The 18,985-nt window shown below is 55.8% G+C and carries 20 protein-coding genes and 1 pseudogene; 10 read left to right on the top strand and 11 right to left on the bottom strand.

Features of this window, described 5'->3' with window-relative positions; all coding sequences use genetic code 11:
- The 3 genes and pseudogenes from RUA4292_RS14260 to RUA4292_RS25485 form a co-directional block, all read left to right on the top strand.
- Nucleotides 1-547, top strand: a 547-nt coding sequence (locus RUA4292_RS14260) for an IS30 family transposase (RefSeq protein WP_145974957.1), incomplete at its 5' end; no start/stop codon positions are given.
- A 48-nt stretch (nt 548-595) separates the two neighbouring features.
- Nucleotides 596-814 (top strand): annotated as a pseudogene (locus RUA4292_RS24055) (DDE-type integrase/transposase/recombinase); the annotation flags it as partial.
- A gap of 121 nt (nt 815-935) precedes the next feature.
- Entirely contained in the window at nt 936-1,067 is a 132-nt protein-coding gene (locus RUA4292_RS25485) for a hypothetical protein (RefSeq protein WP_267885455.1), read from the top strand.
- A 420-nt stretch (nt 1,068-1,487) separates the two neighbouring features.
- Here RUA4292_RS25485 and RUA4292_RS14255 read toward each other — a convergent pair whose 3' ends face one another.
- The 8 genes from RUA4292_RS14255 to RUA4292_RS14220 form a co-directional block, all read right to left on the bottom strand.
- A complete protein-coding gene (locus RUA4292_RS14255) occupies nt 1,488-2,981 on the bottom strand; it encodes a mannitol dehydrogenase family protein (RefSeq protein WP_058278133.1) in 1,494 nt (497 codons plus the stop codon).
- Nucleotides 2,969-3,739, bottom strand: coding sequence for an L-iditol 2-dehydrogenase (locus tag RUA4292_RS14250; protein WP_145974956.1), 771 nt, complete (start codon nt 3,737-3,739; stop codon nt 2,969-2,971). The genes RUA4292_RS14255 and RUA4292_RS14250 overlap by 13 nt, the downstream gene beginning before the upstream one ends.
- Nucleotides 3,739-4,743, bottom strand: a complete 1,005-nt coding sequence (locus RUA4292_RS14245) for an ABC transporter ATP-binding protein (RefSeq protein ID WP_058278131.1) — start codon at nt 4,741-4,743, stop codon at nt 3,739-3,741. Before RUA4292_RS14245 ends, RUA4292_RS14250 begins: the two co-directional genes overlap by 1 nt.
- Nucleotides 4,744-4,752: 9 nt before the next feature.
- Nucleotides 4,753-5,586, bottom strand: a complete 834-nt coding sequence (locus RUA4292_RS14240) for a carbohydrate ABC transporter permease (RefSeq protein WP_058278130.1) — start codon at nt 5,584-5,586, stop codon at nt 4,753-4,755.
- A 7-nt stretch (nt 5,587-5,593) separates the two neighbouring features.
- The gene (locus RUA4292_RS14235; protein ID WP_442475951.1) at nt 5,594-6,508 is read right to left on the bottom strand and encodes a carbohydrate ABC transporter permease; all 915 of its coding nucleotides are present in this window, start codon (nt 6,506-6,508) and stop codon (nt 5,594-5,596) included.
- Nucleotides 6,509-6,705: 197 nt separating this feature from the next.
- Nucleotides 6,706-7,998, bottom strand: coding sequence for an ABC transporter substrate-binding protein (locus RUA4292_RS14230; RefSeq protein ID WP_058278128.1), 1,293 nt, complete (start codon nt 7,996-7,998; stop codon nt 6,706-6,708).
- 115 nt (nt 7,999-8,113) lie between these two features.
- Complete coding sequence (locus RUA4292_RS14225; protein WP_058278127.1) at nt 8,114-9,145, bottom strand: LacI family DNA-binding transcriptional regulator; 1,032 nt, start codon at nt 9,143-9,145, stop codon at nt 8,114-8,116.
- Nucleotides 9,146-9,564: 419 nt separating this feature from the next.
- Entirely contained in the window at nt 9,565-10,551 is a 987-nt protein-coding gene (locus RUA4292_RS14220) for a GlxA family transcriptional regulator (RefSeq protein ID WP_058278219.1), read from the bottom strand.
- 133 nt (nt 10,552-10,684) lie between these two features.
- On the opposite strand from RUA4292_RS14220, the gene bcoG reads away from it, so the two are divergent.
- From bcoG to RUA4292_RS14205, 4 genes are all read left to right on the top strand, one after another.
- Nucleotides 10,685-11,599, top strand: a complete 915-nt coding sequence (gene bcoG, locus RUA4292_RS14215; RefSeq protein WP_058278126.1) for a 3-dehydrocarnitine:acetyl-CoA trimethylamine transferase BcoG — start codon at nt 10,685-10,687, stop codon at nt 11,597-11,599.
- A gap of 56 nt (nt 11,600-11,655) precedes the next feature.
- Nucleotides 11,656-11,865, top strand: a complete 210-nt coding sequence (locus tag RUA4292_RS24495; protein WP_145974955.1) for a hypothetical protein — start codon at nt 11,656-11,658, stop codon at nt 11,863-11,865.
- A 135-nt stretch (nt 11,866-12,000) separates the two neighbouring features.
- On the top strand, nt 12,001-13,467 hold the full coding sequence (locus tag RUA4292_RS14210) for a carnitine 3-dehydrogenase (RefSeq protein ID WP_058278125.1): 1,467 nt from the start codon (nt 12,001-12,003) through the stop codon (nt 13,465-13,467).
- Complete coding sequence (locus RUA4292_RS14205) at nt 13,464-14,225, top strand: SDR family oxidoreductase (RefSeq protein WP_058278124.1); 762 nt, start codon at nt 13,464-13,466, stop codon at nt 14,223-14,225. Before RUA4292_RS14210 ends, RUA4292_RS14205 begins: the two co-directional genes overlap by 4 nt.
- On the opposite strand, the gene RUA4292_RS14200 is transcribed toward RUA4292_RS14205, so the two are convergent.
- Together RUA4292_RS14200 and RUA4292_RS14195 are read right to left on the bottom strand one after the other, a co-directional pair.
- Entirely contained in the window at nt 14,222-14,404 is a 183-nt protein-coding gene (locus RUA4292_RS14200) for a hypothetical protein (protein ID WP_058271838.1), read from the bottom strand. The two genes, RUA4292_RS14205 and RUA4292_RS14200, sit on opposite strands and share 4 nt — an antisense overlap.
- Nucleotides 14,405-14,498: 94 nt before the next feature.
- Nucleotides 14,499-15,362 carry a helix-turn-helix domain-containing protein gene (locus RUA4292_RS14195; protein ID WP_058271837.1) on the bottom strand — a complete coding sequence of 288 codons (864 nt, stop codon included), beginning with the start codon at nt 15,360-15,362 and terminating at the stop codon, nt 14,499-14,501.
- Nucleotides 15,363-15,468: 106 nt separating this feature from the next.
- Here RUA4292_RS14195 and RUA4292_RS14190 point away from each other — a divergent pair, with 106 nt between their 5' ends.
- The 3 genes from RUA4292_RS14190 to RUA4292_RS14180 are packed head-to-tail and all read left to right on the top strand — an operon-like array spanning nt 15,469 to nt 17,473.
- Nucleotides 15,469-15,672 carry a DUF2061 domain-containing protein gene (locus RUA4292_RS14190; protein ID WP_058278218.1) on the top strand — a complete coding sequence of 68 codons (204 nt, stop codon included), beginning with the start codon at nt 15,469-15,471 and terminating at the stop codon, nt 15,670-15,672.
- Entirely contained in the window at nt 15,665-16,549 is an 885-nt protein-coding gene (locus RUA4292_RS14185) for a fatty acid desaturase (RefSeq protein WP_058278123.1), read from the top strand. Before RUA4292_RS14190 ends, RUA4292_RS14185 begins: the two co-directional genes overlap by 8 nt.
- A gap of 21 nt (nt 16,550-16,570) precedes the next feature.
- A complete protein-coding gene (locus RUA4292_RS14180; protein WP_058278122.1) occupies nt 16,571-17,473 on the top strand; it encodes a DMT family transporter in 903 nt (300 codons plus the stop codon).
- On the opposite strand, the gene RUA4292_RS14175 is transcribed toward RUA4292_RS14180, so the two are convergent.
- A complete protein-coding gene (locus RUA4292_RS14175) occupies nt 17,470-18,885 on the bottom strand; it encodes a DEAD/DEAH box helicase (RefSeq protein ID WP_199520011.1) in 1,416 nt (471 codons plus the stop codon). The two genes, RUA4292_RS14180 and RUA4292_RS14175, sit on opposite strands and share 4 nt — an antisense overlap.
- Between the last annotated feature and the right edge of the window lie 100 nt (nt 18,886-18,985).

Genomic DNA, 18,985 nt, shown 5'->3' with positions numbered 1-18,985 from the left:
TAGCCTGAAGCGGGATGGGCTCGGTCAAATCAAGGATGCGATCTCGATCCGGGAACGCCCGGCCGCTGTCGAAGACCGCGCCATTCCCGGCCACTGGGAAGGTGACCTGATCGCCGGCTCGAAGAACAGCTTCATCGCGACGCTGGTGGAGCGGCGCACGCGCTATGTCATGCTCGTGAAGGTGGGCGGGAAAGAAACGCAGACTGTCGTGGCTGCGCTGACCGCACAAATCCAACATCTGCCGAGAGAGCTTCGCCAGACGCTGACCTGGGACCGCGGCAAAGAGCTTGCCGATCACAAGAACCTGGCACTGGCCACCGATCTCGACATCTACTTTTGCGACCCGCACAGCCCGTGGCAACGCGGCACCAACGAGAATACCAACCGTCTCCTGCGCCAGTACTTCCCAAAGGGCACCGACCTCTCAGTGCACAGCCAGGAACATCTCGACGCAGTTGCTCGTGAACTCAACGAGCGGCCAAGAAAAACGTTGCATTACTTCTCACCAGCAGAGACGTTCCATGAATGTGTTGCGGCGATCGGTTGAAACGGCACCGCAGAGCGGACATTCACGCAAGCTGCAGCGAATGACTGGTGGCTCAACAACCGCGTCGAGAACTCACACATGCCTTTCCAACGAAGAGAACGTGCGATGCAGCGTTTCAGTCGCATGCGAAGTTTACAGAAATTCGCCTCCGTCCATTCTTCCGTCTACAACCACTTCAACCAGGAAAGATCGCTAACCAGGCGAGACACCTTCAAGCTGACCCGCACCGCCGCTCTTGCCGAGTGGCGTCAACTTTGTTCCGGATAGGCTCGCAGTTTCCGCGGCAAACTGAGACTGGTTCGAATTCGTCTGACAGCACCCGCTTAACAATTTCGAGCATCTGCTCTCTGACAAGGCTTATATCGAGGAAGCGCGTGGATATCTGGCGATGCTCATCGACAAGATCACGCTGATGCCAGACGAGCGAGCGCAACACGGGTTGCAAGCCGAGATGCATCTCAGAAGTGGACTTCTGCTGGGTGGCAGCTCCGAGGACGAACCCGTTGTCGTCCCCTGTTGAGCGTGAGGGCGAGAAAATGGGCGAGAAGCAGAAATTCGCTGCAAACGAAAGAAAATCAATTCCCTATGAGAAAAAGGGGACATTCGTATGCGTCCTTTTTCCGTCTCTGAAATGAAGGATTGAATAGTCGCGTGATTGAAAAGTGGCCGCTACGTGCAATGAAAGCTCAATTTATTTTGGAAATCAGTGTTCTATAATTGGTTCACGTGAAATTTGGGCGCTGTGCGCTTGGATCAAGAAACTCCAAATCTTGGCCATTTTGCTAGTACAACCAAGTCAGATTCCGTATAATTTGATCAGGGCTTTGAGTGGACAGGCTTCATAGTCATTTTTCCGGCTTCTGCAACGCTTAGCACGTCGATTGGGACATCTAGATTACCCCAATAGGTAGAGGTTCAACCTACGCATGCGCAGATGATATCAGGCACAGGATTCTTCTCGAACAAGCACGGCGTAAGCCTTCAATGCCGGCTCGCAGCCTTGCTCCCAGATCATCGGGAGCCAACTACAAAACGCCTTCGAGAAAGGACTCGGTTGAGCCAAATCGCCGTAAATCCGATTTAGTTCAAGCCAAGCCATCGGACGTTCTTTCGCCGCTTTCGCCGTTTTGCAAAGATCATTCCAGATGGGATCATTTGCTTCGATTACACTCGCGTCTTCCCGCGTACCGAAACACATACGCGCCCAGAGAGCCTCGACCAGCGCCAGTCCTTCAACACTGCGCCCAGCGGCAAGCTGATCGCGCAGGATGGGCAAGACAAAACCGGGGTGGCGAGCAGAACCGTCGAAGGCTACACGGCGGGTTGTATCCACAATTCGAGGGTTCGAGAAGCGATCTTCGATAAGCTCTACATATTGTACGGGCGTTTTGCCTGGCACAGCGGCGACTGTAGGTGCGATTTCTGTGCGTTGCACTGTGCCAAAAAACGCTGCAATTTCGGAATGCGCCATACAATCTGCAATCGTTTCGATCCCCAGTATTTCACCGACATTTGCAATGACCTGATGACCGGCGTTCAGGATTCGGATTTTCATAGCCTCAAATGAATGAACATCGTCCGAGAAGGTCGCGCCCACTTTTTCCCAATTCGGCCGCCCTACACAAAACTTATCCTCAATGACCCATTGGCGAAAGGATTCGTGCGTGACCAGCGCATTGTCGATGATGCCAAAATCCGCGGCAAGCGCCAGCTCTTTGGGCCCATTGGAAGGTGCAATACAGTCAACCATGGAGTTTGGGAACGTCACTTCGGTGTCAATCCAATCAGCCAGATCTGCATCGGATTGGCGCGCCAAGGATACGACGGTTTGGCGCAGGATGTCTCCGTTCCCTTGCAGGTTGTCACAGCTGAGACAGGTGAACGGCCCATGACCCGCGGCATGACGCAGGCGTAGAGCGGCGACAATTGCGCCGAAGGCGGTGATCGGCCTGTCGGGATTGGCGGCGTCGTGTTGCAGATCGGCGTGTGCGGCGTCAAATTCCTTAGTGACCGGATCGATGTAGTAGCCGCTTTCAGTCACTGTCATTGCAACGATACGTATTGCGGGTTCCGCCATTTGAGAAATAAGCGCCGCATTGCTTTCTTCGATTGGCAGATAATCGATCATTGAGCCGATGACCTCGGCAGAGACATTTTTTGGATCAAGTTCAATCAGGGTGGTCAAACAATCCTGAGCCAGCAACTTCTCGCGCATGGCCGCGTCATATGGACGTACGCCAGCACCGATAATAGCCCAGTCCTTTGCTTGGTTTGCTTGCATCAGGCGATGTAGGTACCAGGCCTGATGAGCGCGATGAAAGTTGCCAACGCCGATGTGAACAATGCCGGGTGTCAGGGTTGCGCGGTCATACCGAGGATGTTCGACGGTCAATTGATCAAGTGTCGCGTTCGAAAGGGAGATTAGCTCATCCATTGTCCACCATCTACGTTAAAGGTCTGCGCAACGATGTAATTTGCAGCATGACTTGCCAGAAAGACGGCCATACCTGTGAGGTCTTCTGGGGTGCCCATGCGCCCAAAGGGGACGGCTGCCCCAACTTCCCGTTTTTTTTGACCCAATTTTTTGTTCTCATATTTGGCAAAGAAGGCATCAACGTCGTCCCAGTGTTCACCGTCCACAACACCGGGGGAGATCGCGTTGACGTTGATTCCGTGCTTGATCAAGTCTAGCCCGGTAGACTGGGTCAGGCTGATCACTGCCGCTTTGGTGGCGCAGTAAACGGCGACAAGGGGTTCTCCACGCCGACCTGCTTGAGAGGCCATGTTGATGATTTTTCCGCCTTGACCGCGTGCGATCATGTAGCGGGCAACAGCCTGCGTCATGAAGAGTGTGCCGGATACGTTCACATCCAACACGCGAGAATAATCTGCGCGATTGATCTCAACCAGGGGTGCCGCCGTGAAAAGTGCTGCATTATTGACTAGGATATCGATCTGCCCAAAGTGATCGATCGTGCGATTTACCCCTTCATCAATACTGACCTGATCGGTTACGTCCATGGGCAGAGACCAAGCCCGTTCTCCGAGTTCATTGGCCGTTAAGGCGATGCTGTGCGCGTCAATGTCTGCAACCACAACCTGAGCGCCTTCGCGGATATAAGCGGCTGCAATGGCCCGCCCGATTCCGCGGGCGGCTCCTGTAATAAGAGCTGTCTTTCGCGCCAGTTGCATCACTCGACCCTAAGACCTTGCGCATCAAACTTGTGAATCTGCGTTGCATCTGGTGTAAGATAGACCCGATCACCGTGGTTGAACGAAACATCACCTGCGGCACGCATGGTCATAGGGTCACAACCTTCAATGCCATGTATGTGGATGAATGTGTCAGATCCCAGGTGCTCTGCAACACCGACTGTCCCCTGCCACAAACCTTCCTTGTCCGAGATGCTTAAATGCTCAGGGCGAATACCAATTGTATGTGCAGCCTGTTCCTCAGCCAACGCACCTTCAATCAGATTCATTTTGGGGCTGCCGATAAAGCCCGCCACGAACTTGTTGCGCGGACGGTGGTAAAGTTCCAGCGGAGAGCCGACCTGTTCGATTACACCTGCTTGCAACACGACTATCTTGTTGGCCATCGTCATGGCTTCAACCTGATCGTGGGTCACATAGATCATCGTAGTCTTCATACGTTCATGCATTTCGGTGATCTCGAGCCGCATACCGACCCGCAAAGCTGCATCGAGGTTCGATAAAGGTTCGTCGAAAAGGAACGCGGATGGGTCACGGACAATTGCACGGCCAATGGCTACACGCTGACGTTGACCACCGGACAATTGGCCTGGTTTACGGTCCAAATAGTCGGTAAGGTTCAACGAATTTGCCGCCGCTGTTATGCGTTTTTCTTGCTCTTCCTCGCTCATGCCTGCCATCCGCATTGGAAAAGCAATATTTTTGCGAACGCTCATGTGCGGATAGAGCGCATAGGTCTGGAACACCATGGCAAGTCCGCGTTTGGAAGGGGAGATCTCTGTCACGTCCTCATCATCGATAAGCACTTTACCAGACGTTGCGTCTTCTAAACCCGCGATTACACGCAAGAGGGTGGATTTACCGCAGCCGGATGGCCCGACAAACACAGCGAACTCGCCGTCTTCGATAGTTAAGTTCAATGGCGGGATGACTTCCGTCGAGCCAAAGCTTTTGGTTACGTTTTCAAGTACAATACGTCCCATGATCTTTTCCTATTTCACGGCGCCAAAGGTGAGACCTTGGACCAATTGTTTTTGACAGAACCAACCCAACACAATGATGGGGCCGACTGCAGCAGCAGAGACAGCGGAGAGGCGCCCAAAGAACAGACCTTCCGGCGCACGGTTACCTTCGATGAGCTTGGAGAGTGTTGCCGCCTCGGTAGTTGTGAGCCGGACGGTCCAATAGGCCTCGTTCCAACAGAAGATAAAGCACAATAGCGCGGTTGAGGCGATGCCGCCCCAGGCCAGCGGAATGAGGATTTCTCGGATCTCTCCCCAGGTATTCACGCCATCCATCTGCCCCGCTTCGATAATCTCTTTCGGGATCTCCTTAAAGTAGGTGAAAAGCATCCAGATCACGATTGGCAGGTTGATCAACATCAACACCACAATGACCATAAAATGGGTGTCAAAAAGACCAAGACTCTTTGTCAGAAAGGTCATCGGGTACAACACCGCAGCTGCAGGCAGCATTTTCGTGGAGAGCATCCACATCAATAAGTCCTTGGTCCCGCGTGTCGGCTTGAATGCCATGGCGTAGGCACATGGAATACCTACTGCGAGTGCGAAAACCGTGGCGAAGACAGAAGTGATGACCGAATTGGTCGCGAAGCGCCAGTAGTCGTAGTTTTCGGTCATGTTTAGGTAATTCTCCAACGTAGGTGTGAAGAAGAATAGGAACTCAGGTTTCACCGCATCAGCGTCCGTCTTGAAGCTCGTCAGAACCAGCCAGAAGATCGGGAAGAAGAACAGAAGTCCCACCGCCCAAGCCAATATAGCGCGGCCGATATCTCCGTATTTCGAGGATTGTGCAACAATGGCCATAGGTCTGTTACTCCATCAATGTCTTGCCAACCATCCGCAGCAAGAAAATCGCAACGATGTTGGCAAGGATTACGGCGAATATCCCCGTAGCAGAGGCCGCGCCGATGTTGTTGTTGGCGAATTCGCCGATCAAGTAAGGCAGGTTTTTGTTGCCGTTGCCCCGGCTGACAATCTCAATCTCGGCATAGAGTGAGAGATGGAAGATCGCTTGGATCATCACCACGATCGCGATAGGCCGACCAAGGTGAGGCAGAGTCAGAAAGCGGAACTGCGACCACGCGCTGGCCCCATCCAGAATTGCCGCCTCTTTTTGCTGCTGATCCTCTGACTGTAACGACGTCATAAAGATTAGAACCGCAAATGGAGTCCATTGCCACGTGACCATCATGATTACAGCGTAGGCGGATGTCTGTGTGGCGCGGAAAGAAATTGGATTAAACTCGGGCCATAAGGAGAAGAATCCTCCGATCAACGGTGTGTTTCGAAGCCCGGCAACCGTCTCGTTTATTCCTGCGACCGCGATGCCCTGCAGGCCCAGAACAGGGTCAAGGATCATGTTGATCCACAACACCGCGTTCACGGCGGGCATCACAAAGAAGGGCGAAATCAGCAACACGCGAACGATTCCCTGGCCTGGGAAGGACTTGTTGATCAACACGGCAATCAATACTCCCAGAACAACGGTCAGGAAGAGAATGCTGCATACAATGAGAAGGCTATTCTGGATTGCGAACAGGAAGTCCTTGGACTTCAAAACAAACTCGTAGTTACCTAAACCGCGCCAGTTGCTTATAGATGGAGTTGTCCACTCAGGCCGACGCAGGTTGTTCAAGACGTAGCGGATAAACGAGAAGTAGAGCGTCATCGACAACGGCACTAGCATCCAGATCAGCAGTAAGATGACCGCTGGTGATTGAAGCATGCGTGGAAGTTTTCTATCAGACATGGCTAAGGACCCCCGCGAAGCAAATTGCTCGCAATGATTTCAATAATTTCGTAAGTGATCGGTGGTCAGGTTGCTGGAGAACAGTACTTCTGTAAACCGCTGGTCTCTCAGCGAGAATAGTATTGGAGAGGGCCCGGATGAACCGGACCTTCCATGTTACTCAAAGTCTAAGCTTAGTAGCCTGCTTCTTCCATGATCGATGCAGCAGCAGCCTGTGAAGCCGCCAAAGCGTCATCGACAGATTTGGCGCCAGACAGAGCAGCCGCGATTTCCTGCGCAACAGCGGAACCCACTTCTGGGAACTCAGGTATCGCTGCGAACTGAACACCAACATATGGTTTCAGGTCTGTCGCTTCAGGTGCGGCTGACTCAATCGCTGCCATCTCAGCTGCCGCGAAACCTGCAACAGCTTGGAATTCGGGCAGAGCGTACGTTGATGCACGCTGACCTGTAGGGACTTTCGCCCAGCCGAACTCAGGGTGGTTCCCAACGGCCTGCACATAATCTTTGGAAGTTGCCCACTCGATGAAGGCCTTTGCTTCTTCCGCATTAGGTGTTCCGGCAGGAACAGCCATTGCCCACGCCCACAGCCAGTTCGCGCCAACTGGGTTACCAGCGTTTGGCGACTGCGCGTATTCAACACCGTCAACGGTCAAGAAGGAAGCTGCGATCGTCGCGTCGATCCACATGCCGCACTTGCCTTCGTTGTAGAGAGCGAGGATTTCGTTGAAGGAGTTTCCTTCCGATCCAGGAGGGCCATAGTTGCCCAAGAGGTCAACGTAGAAGTTGATTGCTGCCTTCCATTCGTCTGAATCGATGGTCGGTTTGAAATCCGCGTCGAACCAGGCACCACCGAAAGAATTTACCATAGTGGTGACGAAGGCCATATTGTCGCCCCAACCTGGCTTGCCGCGCAGACACGCACCGTAAATTCCGTTGTCAGGGTCATGCATTGCTGCCGCCGCCGCTTTGATATTGTCCCAGCTATCGTTGTCAGCGATGGTTACACCTGCAGCGTCGGTCAGGTCTTTACGATACATAACCATGGAGCTTTCGCCGTAGAACGGTGCCGCATACATAGTGCCCTCGTGGGACAGACCAGCGCGAATTGCGGGCAGGATGTCGTCAGCGTCATAATCGGCACCGAAGTCTAGGGCCTCTATCCAACCAGCTGCACCCCAGATGGGCGCTTCCTGCATGCCAATGTTGATGACATCGTACTGGCCGCCTCCGGTTGCGGTATCGGACGTGACTTGCTCACGCAGAACGCCTTCTTCGAGAGAAACCCAATTGAGCTTTACACCGGTTTCTTCTGTGTAGGCTTCTGCAACTTTCTGCATGTTGATCATGTGACCGTTGTTCACGATCGCGATTGTCAGTTCTTTGGCGTGACCGTCGGCAAGTACGCCGCTGACGGCAAAAAGTGAAACCGCCGTGGCAGAGAGTAGTGCTTTCTTGATGGACATCCCAATTTCCTCCTCCTTGGGTGATAATTAAGACGATACCGGGCGTCGCAACGCGAAGTCAATTAAAAATTTGCGCGCGTAAATATTTCGATAATTTATTTTTAAAATAAATCGCTTAGGCGGAATTCCTCATGACTAATCGTCCCTCAAAGGTGGTTTCCGTACGTTCTGAAAGGCGCTCACCTTGCTCAAGCATCTCGAAAAGATCGTTGAATGCTCGATTCGCGATGGCTTCATAGTCCTGCGCGATTGTCGTCAAAGGAGGACAGGTGAATTTGGAGAAGGGGTGGTCGTCATGGCCAGCCACCCTGATGTCGCAACCCGCACTGTGACCCACGCGTAGCCCAAGGCCGTAAGCTGCGGACAGCATGCCAATTGCCAAACGGTCATTGCTGCATAACACAGTGTTGGTGCTGAATGCTTTGGAAGATAGCAGCCGACCGCCTTCGGTTTTCCCGATTTCCTCGAAATGCCAACCCTTACCATCAGCCTGAAAAATAGACGGTTCATGTCCGTGCCTATGCATGCTGTCGAGATAAGCCTGACGGCGCTTGTTGGCGTTTGGATTCGAGGGGAATTTCATTTCAAAAAAGCAGGGCGGCTCGCCACTGCGACACAGATACTCAACCATCAAATCCACACTTTTCGCATTGTCCGTCCCCACAAATGCCTGACCGACGTCGCCTATATTGGCGTCAAAAAGAACTAAAGGGAAATCATGGCTGATGTCTTTAACCGCGTCCTCGTCGGACATTCGGCCAAAGGGGGCAAGCAACACACCAGCTGGTTTCAAGGACCGCAAAGACAGCAAGTTTTCTCGTTCCATCTCGGGGCGACCATGAGAACTTGCCAAAATTGGGCTGTAGCCAGCGTCTATACACGCAAGTTCGACCCGCCTGGCGATCTCGGAGAAAAATGGGTCTGCAAGGTTCGGGACCACAATGCCGATGTTCTTTGTCGTGCGCCGGTTTTGATTCATTGCAAAGACGTTAGGCTGGTAGTCGTACTTCTTCAATGAGGCCTCGATCCTTGCACGTGTTGAAGCGCGCACACTACCGGGATCATTGAAATACTTCGAAACAGTGGGCCGCGAGATGCCGCTTATTGCAGCAAATTCTTCCATATTGCGAATTTTCGAGTATCTCATTTTTACACCTGATGACGAAAAAGATGGCGCGCGGCAACTTATATACTTTACGAAGCGCCCCCGCGCCACGTCAAGGGATTACCCGGATTTGGTCGCTTTGTGCTCCGTAAGAGACGTAGAAATTCCACATACTGCAAACTTGAGCGACATACCACTGAGGTGGAGTTGCTAATCTTAACACTTTTGATTGGTGGCGATGCGGGGTGCATGCGCCGCATTGCCAATCGATTAAGAACCACAGCTTTGGGTCAGGTTTTGACATTCGCGCTTGAGGCAATGTTTCAGAAAGACCCCAATCAGAATTGAGCACATCTTGACCACATTTGAAAGTGCAACTTTCGAACGGGCCAAGGGCTCTGCCCCCGCCGCGCTTTACGCGCCTCCCCCGGGATATTTTTAACCAGATGAAGCGGATCCGGTCAGTGATGTGTCGGCTGGATCCGGTCCTGACGGAGGTCTCTGGCCGACAGGCCGTGCGCGGTTCGGAAGGCACGGGCAAAGCTGGATTGTGAGGCAAAGCCTGTGGCGAGTGCCACGTCCATCAGTGGCATATCCGTATCGGTGACCAGACGCCGCGCTTCGGCCAGGCGCAGTTGCAGATAGTGATCCTGCGGCGTTGTGTTCAGGCGCAGACGGAACTGTTGTTGCAGAGTACGAGGGCTGGTGCCCAGAGAGTCGGCAATTACGGCCAACGGTAGCGGGTCCTCGAGCGATGTCTCCATCAACGAGTTCGCCTTTGCTGTCAGGGCCGTATGACGATGCGGCGCGCCTGTGCGGCTTTGTGGTTTTGTCGGGCTTGGCGCGCCATCGTAGAGGAACAGGCCGGACACGCGGGCGGCAAAACCTGCGCCGTGGCGCGCGGCAATGATGTGTAGCATCATCTCGACCGCGGGGATCGCGCCGCCTGAGGTCAGACGGTTGCCGGACACAGTAAATCGGTCAGGGCGAACATCGACTTCGGGGAAGCGGGTCGCGAAATTGTCCAGATCCTCCCAGTGCGTTGTGGCGGAGTGGCCGTTCAGCAGGCCGGCTTCGGCCAGTAGCCAGGGGCCGCCGTCGATGCCAGCCATGGTGGCTCCGGTACCGGCAATGCGGCGCAATCCGGCGAGCAGGCTGGGTGTGGCGTGACGGGCCAGTTGGAAACCTGCAATGACGATCATCAGGTCGCAACCCTGCAACCGAGCCAGCGGTGTGCCTGGAACATTCAGTGCGCTGGTCAGCATCGCCGGTTCCGCTGTGGCCGTCACATAATCCCAGTCAAAGGCCGGGCGGTCCGCCAGACGATTGGCGGCGCGCATCGGATCGACGGCCGAAGCAAAGCTGAGCGTGTTGCATTCGTCCAGAACCAGCACGGCCGTTTTCAGGGCGCGATGTTCGGGCTGCAATATGTTTTTTGCGGATTTCATCAAGTTCGATTCGCATTCTGGCAAGTTGTTTCCATAAAGCTGCGCCAGAGTCGGGGATGAACGCAAATCGGAATCCGGGGAGAAGCCTGAGGATAACTTAGGTCAAAACCGGGTATAAGTTGGGGAAAACACCATGCCACTGGAAATGAACCGCGAAGTCTTCATCACCTGCGCTGTCACCGGCTCGGGCGGAACACAGGATCGCAGCCCGCATGTGCCGCGTTCGCCAAAGCAAATCGCCGACAGTGCGATCGCTGCGGCCAAGGCCGGGGCGGCCATCGTGCATTGCCACGTGCGTGATCCGGAAACCGGTGCACCCAGCCGTCGTCTGGACCTGTACCGCGAGGTGACTGATCGCATTCGTGAAGCCGAGGTCGACGTTGTGCTGAACCTCACCGCCGGGATGGGCGGTGACATGATCTTTGGCCCGACGGAATCCCCGCTGCCGTTGAACGAGGACGGCACCGACATGATCGGAGCGGCTGCTCGGGTGGAGCATGTGGCTGAATGTCTGCCCGAAATCTGTACTCTTGATTGCGGCACCATGAATTTTGCCGAAGCTGACTATGTCATGACCAACACGCCAGGCATGCTGCAGGCGATGGGCCGGATGATGACGCATCTGGGCGTGAAGCCTGAGATCGAGGCCTTTGATACCGGTCATCTGTGGTACGCGAAGCAGTTGGTGAAGGACGGCGTTCTGGACAGCCCGGCACTGGTTCAGCTGTGCATGGGCGTGCCGTGGGGGGCTCCGGATGATCTGAACACCTTTATGGCCATGGTGAATAACGTGCCTGATGACTGGACCTTCAGCGCATTCGCGCTTGGGCGGAACCAGATGGCATATGCGTCGGCTTCGGTGCTGGCGGGCGGCAATGTGCGCGTTGGCCTTGAGGACAATCTGTTCCTCGACAAAGGCGTTCTTGCGGAAAACTGGCAGCTGGTTGAGCGGGCGAACACCATCGTTTCGAACATGGGCGCGCGGGTGATCGGCGCGCAGGAAGTGCGTGAGAAGCTGGGGCTGGTGAAACGAGCACCTAAGGGCTGAAATTTCTCCCAATAGGAAGTTCGCCTTGCCATGACACCGGGGCATCAACTGAGGGAATGAAACTCATGAAAGTGATGTTGCGGTGTCTGGCTGTCGTCGGAGCGGGACTTATGGCGGCTTGCCTTCCGGCGGATGAAAAGGCGGAGGCGGCTTCTGTGAACAATGGGAGGCAGGCTTGCAAAACCAAAGGTGGTGTCTACGAGGTTGCGGGCAAAGCCCAGCAATATGTGCGTTCTGCCGCTGGCAGATGCGGGCAAGACCTGTGAAAAAGGTTCGGACTGTCAAGGCTTTTGCCTGTCCGAGACCAAACAATGCAGCGCGGTCACGCCGCAGTTCGGGTGCATTCCTCATCTGGATGAGACGGGACGCGAGCTGGTGATCTGTATCGACTAGGAAAAGATATGACAAAAACAGCAGCTATCATCGGTGGTGGTGTCATCGGCGGCGGGTGGGCCGCGCGGTTCTTGCTTAACGGTTGGGATGTCCGTGTGTTTGATCCGGACCCTGAGGCCGAGCGCAAGATTAGTGAAGTTCTGGACAACGCGCGCCGGTCTCTGCCGGGGTTGAGTGATGTGCTTTTGCCGTCTGAGGGGGCGCTTACCTTCCACGACGATCTGACTGACGCCGTGCAAGGCGCCATCTGGATTCAGGAAAGCGTGCCCGAACGGTTGGATCTGAAGCTGAAGGTTTATAAAAGCTTGCAGGATGCCTGCGATCCGGAGGCGATCATCGGGTCGTCAACCAGCGGGTTCAAACCGTCCGAGCTGCAGGAAAGCGCGCTGCGCCCAGAACAGATTGTTGTGTCGCACCCGTTCAACCCAGTGTATCTGCTGCCGCTGATCGAATTGGTACCGACCGACAAGAACCGACCCGAAATGGTCGATCGCGCGAAGGATCTGTTGAAATCGGTGGGTTTCTTCCCTCTGCATGTCAAAAAAGAGATCGATGCGCATATTGCTGACCGGTTCCTCGAAGCCGTCTGGCGCGAGGCGCTGTGGTTGGTCAAGGACGGTATAGCCACGACTGAAGAGATCGACGAAGCGATCCGCATGGGCTTTGGTATCCGCTGGGCGCAGATGGGTCTGTTCGAAACTTATCGCGTGGCCGGTGGCGAGGCGGGGATGCGGCATTTCATGGCGCAGTTCGGCCCGGCGTTGCAATGGCCCTGGACCAAGCTGATGGATGTGCCCGAGTTCACCGATGAGCTGGTCGACATGATCGCGGATCAGTCTGACGCGCAATCGGGCATGCACTCGATCCGCGAATTGGAGCGTATTCGCGACAATAACCTCGTTGGGATGATGCGGGCGCTCAAGGCGCAGAACTATGGGGCCGGTGCTGTTCTGAACCAGCATGACGCGGCGCTGAAACCGGGCGCACTTCCGACGATGGATCAGGCCGATCTGAGCCAGCCAATTCTGACCTTGTCGCGCGCAGTGCCGTTGGACTGGACCGACTACAACGGTCACATGAACGAGGCGCGGTACCTTGAGGCCTTCGCCGCGGCGACCGACCGGTTCATGGAGATCATGGGGTGTGATGCCGATTACATCGCCTCGGGCGGCAGTTACTTTACGGCCGAAAACCACATCCGCTATATCGACGAAGTCCACGCGGGTGCAAGGATTGAAGTGCGCACGCAGATGCTGTTGGGGCAGGGCAAGAAGCTGCACGTGTTCCATTCCATGTATGAAGGCGACAAGCTATTGGCTACGGGCGAAAGCTTCCTGCTGCATGTCAGTCTGGAAACCCGTCGCCCGAGCGCACCTTCGGCAGAGATCGAAGACGCTATGGCCCGGATCGCTGAAGCTCAGGCAGGCTTGCCTTATCCTGAAGGTGCGGGTGCTGCGATCCGCAAACCGGCATGAGTGGGCGCGTTCTTATAACGGCTGGCGCCTCGGGCGTTGGCCGCGCTATGGCCGAAGCCTTTGACGCAGCTGGTGAGCAGGTCTGGGTGGCTGACGTCAACCCGAAGGCGCTGTCAGATTGTCCGGCCCATTGGCGGCGGTCCGAGGCGAACGTCGCGGACGAGAATGCCGTGGCCACCTTGTTCCAAGACATTGAGGCGGAATGGGGTGGTTTGGACACCCTGTGCGCAAACGCAGGAATCGCGGGACCAACCGCTTCGGTTGAAGACGTTGCATTGGACGAGTGGCGCATGTGCCTTGCAGTAAATCTGGAGGGTGCCTTTCTGTGCGCCAAACACGCGGCGCCGATCCTGAAACGTCAGGGCAGTGGCGCCGTGGTCATTACATCTTCGACGGCTGGCCAATACGGGTACCCAAATCGCGCGCCTTATGCTGCGGCGAAGTGGGGGATGATCGGTCTGGCCAAGACCCTGGCGATGGAGCTTGGCGCGCATGGCGTGCGGTGCAATGTCATCTGCCCGGGGTCGGTAGAAGGTCCACGGATGGAAGGCGTGCTGCAGCGCGAGGCCGATGCCAAGGGCATGACGCGGGATCAGGTCTATGAGGGATACGCATCGGGCACATCAATGGGCCGATTTGTCGAAGGTCACGACATTGCCAATATGGCTGTATTCCTTGCATCGGATGCAGCCCGATTGGTGTCGGGGCAGGTGATTGCCGTCGACGGGCATACGGTCAACCCCGACCCAAAGGTTTAACCCTGATTGGGGCCGCGAATCTGGCGGATGCTCTGACGAACCGCCTGCCAGTCACGGGCTTGCTGCATGTTCCCGGCGTCTTTGCATTCGCGCATCTTCTGCGCAGCTTCCGCCTCGGCCTGATCTCCGTGGGCGGAATAAAGCGCCCGTGCGTATTGAGCAGTTTTTAATGCGTCCATTCCTATGGTCCTCCGTCTGTGATCGGATCGCTCGAAAGTTCGCGCCAATTGACGATATCACACCTTGGTCGCTTACGCATCTATGAGGCCGTTATCAGGCGGAAATCGTTGATCGCAGCTGCCTGAGATGATCGGGGAAGTCCCGCGCCGTCACATCCGCTTCTCGCACCAACGTATCGAAATGACGGGAAAAAACTTCGATCCTGTCGCGGTCTCGAAAGGCCATATAGTGACTTCCCGCGTAGAACACACACAGCAGCGGGCCAAAAATCGTGACCGGCGCAGAATAGAGGCGTTTGGCATCAAACAGATAGATGCGCATGCGGGGATAAAGCTGATCGCTCAGCTCTAACAAGTGGTCGATCTGATCCATCCTGATTTTCGGGCACAGGCCTTCGTAGTATCCGGTCGCGCGGGCAAAGCTGTCGATCTCATACAGCGGCATGGCGATCTCATAATCTGATTGCGCGCTGCGCATCCACGTCAGCCGGTCTTCTGACGCGCCGATGGCCTGATCTGCCGTTCGCCCCAGATGCGGGGCGTATTCCCACTCTAGCACGGCGCGGGTTTTCAGCATGTCGGGCAGGGTGGCGGGTACATAGCGAACCTTGTAGCCAGCCGCCTCTTTGTGCCATTCGAAAATACGTTCATCGACCAGCGCGCGTGGCGCCTTGGTCATACTCAGAGAAAGCGCCAGAAGCTCTGCAGCGCTTTCGGGCCGATCCGATAAGCTCAGCAGCCAGTCAGCCGAAACACCAAGCGCTGTGGCGCAGCTGCCAACGACATGCGCGTTCGGCAGGCGCGCACCTTCGCCAGTCAAAAGTTGAGATACGGTCGATCGGTCGACACCGATATCCCGGGCCAGCGCGCTTTGGCTGATGTCACGTTCTTCCATCGCGCGGGCAAGGCGTTGGCGAAACTGTGCAGCGCGATCTCGTTTGTCTAATTTATCCGTCATATGTTGATTTATATCATGGATGATGAATTTTGTTAATCATATTCAGAATTTTCAACTCGGCCACGATCCGTAATTCTTAAAACATAACAATAATATGGGTGACGGAATGGAAACGCGACGAAGATCGGTCGTGAAGGCTGTGGTGTGGAATGCGATGGGCCTGGTCATGATGACGCTGGTGGGTCTGATCGCGACAGGTTCTGCCGCAGTTGGTGGGACGTTGGCGATTGTGAACACGGGCATCGGCCTGACGATGTACGTGATCTATGAGCGTGTCTGGGCAGGCATCACATGGGGCCGAAATGTCTGAGCGGCCAGGTCCCGAGTGGGGCACCTTTGCCCTGATCATTGCGTGTTATGCGGCGTGGCTGGGGGTGATCTTTACACTTCCCGTCTGGCTGGCCATTCCCGCCATGGGCTTGGTGGCGGCGCTGCACTCGTCGCTGACGCACGAGGCGCTGCACGGGCACCCGTTCCGCACGCGTTGGCTGAACGAGGCGCTGATGGCGCCGCCGCTAACCTTGTTCATTCCGTACAACCGGTTCCGCGACCTACATCTGGCGCATCACAGGGATTCGACGCTGACCGACCCCTATGACGACCCTGAGTCGAACTATCTGGACCCGAAAGTTTGGAATACGCTCAAAGGCTGGCAAAAGCGACTGCTGAGAGCGAATAACACGCTGCTTGGACGCATGGTGCTGGGCCCGGCGATTGGTCAGTATATCTTCTTTCGGGATGAGTTGCGCGGCGCCAAACGCGGAGACAGAGCCGTACTGTTGGCATGGGGACTGCACCTGATCGGAGTGGCTGCGGTTTTGTGGGTGGTTTCTCGGTCTCCAATGCCTTTATGGGCCTTTGTTCTGTCCGCTTATATTGGTTTGGGCTTGGTCAAGATCCGGACGTTTCTTGAACACCGGGCGCACGAATGCTCCAGTGCCCGAACGGTCATTGTCGAAGATCGCGGGTTGTTGGCTTTTTTGTTTCTGAACAACAATCTGCACGTCGTTCATCACATGAATCCCGGTGCTCCGTGGTACCGGTTGCCTGCGCTTTATCGTGCCGGGAAAGACGGCTATCTGGCCAGCAACCACGCTTATGTCTATCGGTCTTACGGGCAGATTTTCCGATCTTATTTCTGGCGTATCAAGGACCCGGTCGAGCATCCGCTCTGGCCAAAGGGTTGATTTGACGACACAAGGGAATCCATGAGTTTGTGGATTCCCATCACCATCGCCGCCGCGGCATTTCAGACCGTGCGGTTCATGCTGCAAAAGTCGCTGAGCACCGTGAAACTTTCGGCAGCCGGCGCGACTTTTGCGCGGTTTGCCTATTCCATGCCGTTGGCAGTCCTTGCGCTGATCGTGGCAATGCAATTGACCGGATTTAGCCTACCGGCCCTGACCGGGCGTTTCTGGTTGTTTGCAGTGATCGGCGGGACAACGCAGATTTTGGCGACCATCTGCGTGGTGGCCCTGTTCAAACAACGCAATTTTGCCGTCGGTATTACATTCAAGAAGACCGAAGTTGTCCAAACCGCCATCGTCGGATTTTTGGTCCTGGGCGATCAGGTGTCCTCGGGTGCGTTGTTTGCGATTGTTCTGGGACTGGTGGCTGTCTTGCTGTTGTCGAAAAGTCCTGGTGGAGAAGGGGCTTGGTGGGCACACCTCACCAACCGTGCATCGCGCCTTGGGCTGGGTTCGGGCGTGCTGTTTGCTTTCTCATCCGTCAGCTATCGCGGTGCCTCGTTGGAACTGGGGGATTTGAACGCCTGGTTCCGGGCGCTGGTCACTTTGGCAGTGGTGGTTTCGTTCCAATTCCTCAGCATGGGGCTGTGGCTGCTGTGGCGCGACCGTGCCGAGCTGCGCGCGGTTTGGGACACACGCCGAACGGGCGTTTTTGTCGGGCTCACCAGTCTATGTGGATCGTTCTGCTGGTTCTTCGCCTTCACGCTGCAAAACGCGGCCTATGTCAAAGCTCTCGGGCAGGTCGAACTGATCTTCAGCCTGTTCGCCTCGCTCTTGTTTTTTCGCGAAAGAATCACCCGGCGTGAGATCGCCGGGATGATGTTGCTTGGTGCCTCGATACTGGCATTGGTGCTTACGATTTAGCCTGCGCGGCGTTCGTCAAAGCTGAGGGCGATGAAGCTGGGCAAGTGATCGCCCATGCCGACAACTGCAGGGCCCCTGTCGTCTCTGCGACCGCGGCCTTTGGACTCTTTGACCTTACGGGGCTCTCTATCCTTGCGCGGTTCTCTATCCTTACGAGGCTCTATTTCCGTACGGGGCTCGCTTTTGCGCCGATCGGACTTTTTGGTGTCCGCCGCCTTGGGCTGATTCTCGGTTTTTGGGGTATCGGCTTTGGAGTCATCCGCCTCAATCGGGTTGTTCAGACGGGGAATTTCTTTCTGAATCAACTTCTCCACCGCCGCCAGCGCCTTTTCATCGCGGGAAGAGCAGATCGTGATCGCCTTGCCCTCACGCCCGGCGCGACCGGTGCGGCCAATGCGGTGGACGTAATCCTCGGGGTGGCCGGGGACGTCGAAATTGATCACATGGCTGACGGATGGCACATCCAATCCGCGCGCGGCCACGTCCGAGGCCACGAGTAGGCGCAAAGACCCGTCCCGGAAGCCGTCGAGTGTTTTCGTGCGCTGGGATTGATCCAGATCGCCGTGGATCGCGGCGGCGTCATAGCCGTATTTCTTGAGAGACTTGGCGCAGATATCCACATCGGTCTTGCGGTTGCAGAAGATGATGGCGTTGGTGCACTTCTCGCCTTCAGCGTCGATCAGCGCCCGCAGGACATTGCGTTTCTGGCTGGCCTCACGATCCCGACGACCGCCTTTGAACATCACGACGCCCTGTTCAATAGTTTCCGAAGCGGTGGCCTGACGCGCAACCTCGACCCGCGTGGGTGCGGACAGGAAGGTGTCAGTGATCCGCTCAATCTCGGGCGCCATAGTGGCCGAAAAGAACAAGGTCTGGCGCGTGAACGGCGTCAGCGAGAAGATGCGTTCGATATCGGGGATGAACCCCATGTCCAGCATCCGGTCAGCTTCGTCGACAACCATGATTTGAACACCGGTCAAAAGAAGCTTACCGCGTTCAAAATGGTCCAGCAGGCGACCCGGCGTGGCGATCAGGACGTCAACGCCCCGGTCGATCAACGCGTCCTGTTCTTTGAAGCTAACGCCGCCGATCAGCAGCGCTTTGGTCAGTTTCAGGTGTTTGGCGTAGGTGTCGAAATTCTCGGCCACCTGCGCGGCCAGTTCCCGGGTCGGGCACAGCACCAGCGAGCGCGGCATACGTGCACGGGCGCGCCCACGAGCCAGCAAGGTGATCATCGGCAGCGTAAAGCTGGCCGTCTTGCCGGTACCGGTCTGAGCAATGCCCAGAACATCCCGACCTTCAAGGGCCGCGGGTATCGCGCCTTCCTGAATTGGCGTGGGCGTTTCGTATCCGGCTTCCTCAATGGCTTTGAGGACCTTCGGGTTCAGGTTCAGTTCGTTGAATTTTGTCATGTATGTCCGGTTCATGCGGACACTAGACCTAGCCCGCGCGTCAAAGGAATGCCGGGCCCGGATGGCCATACGCTGTCAGGCGCATTTCGGCTTTGCGCGG

It is taken from the genome of Ruegeria atlantica, from assembly GCF_001458195.1.
Classification (GTDB): domain Bacteria; phylum Pseudomonadota; class Alphaproteobacteria; order Rhodobacterales; family Rhodobacteraceae; genus Ruegeria; species Ruegeria atlantica.
This window is presented reverse-complemented; position numbering and strand designations above follow the sequence as displayed.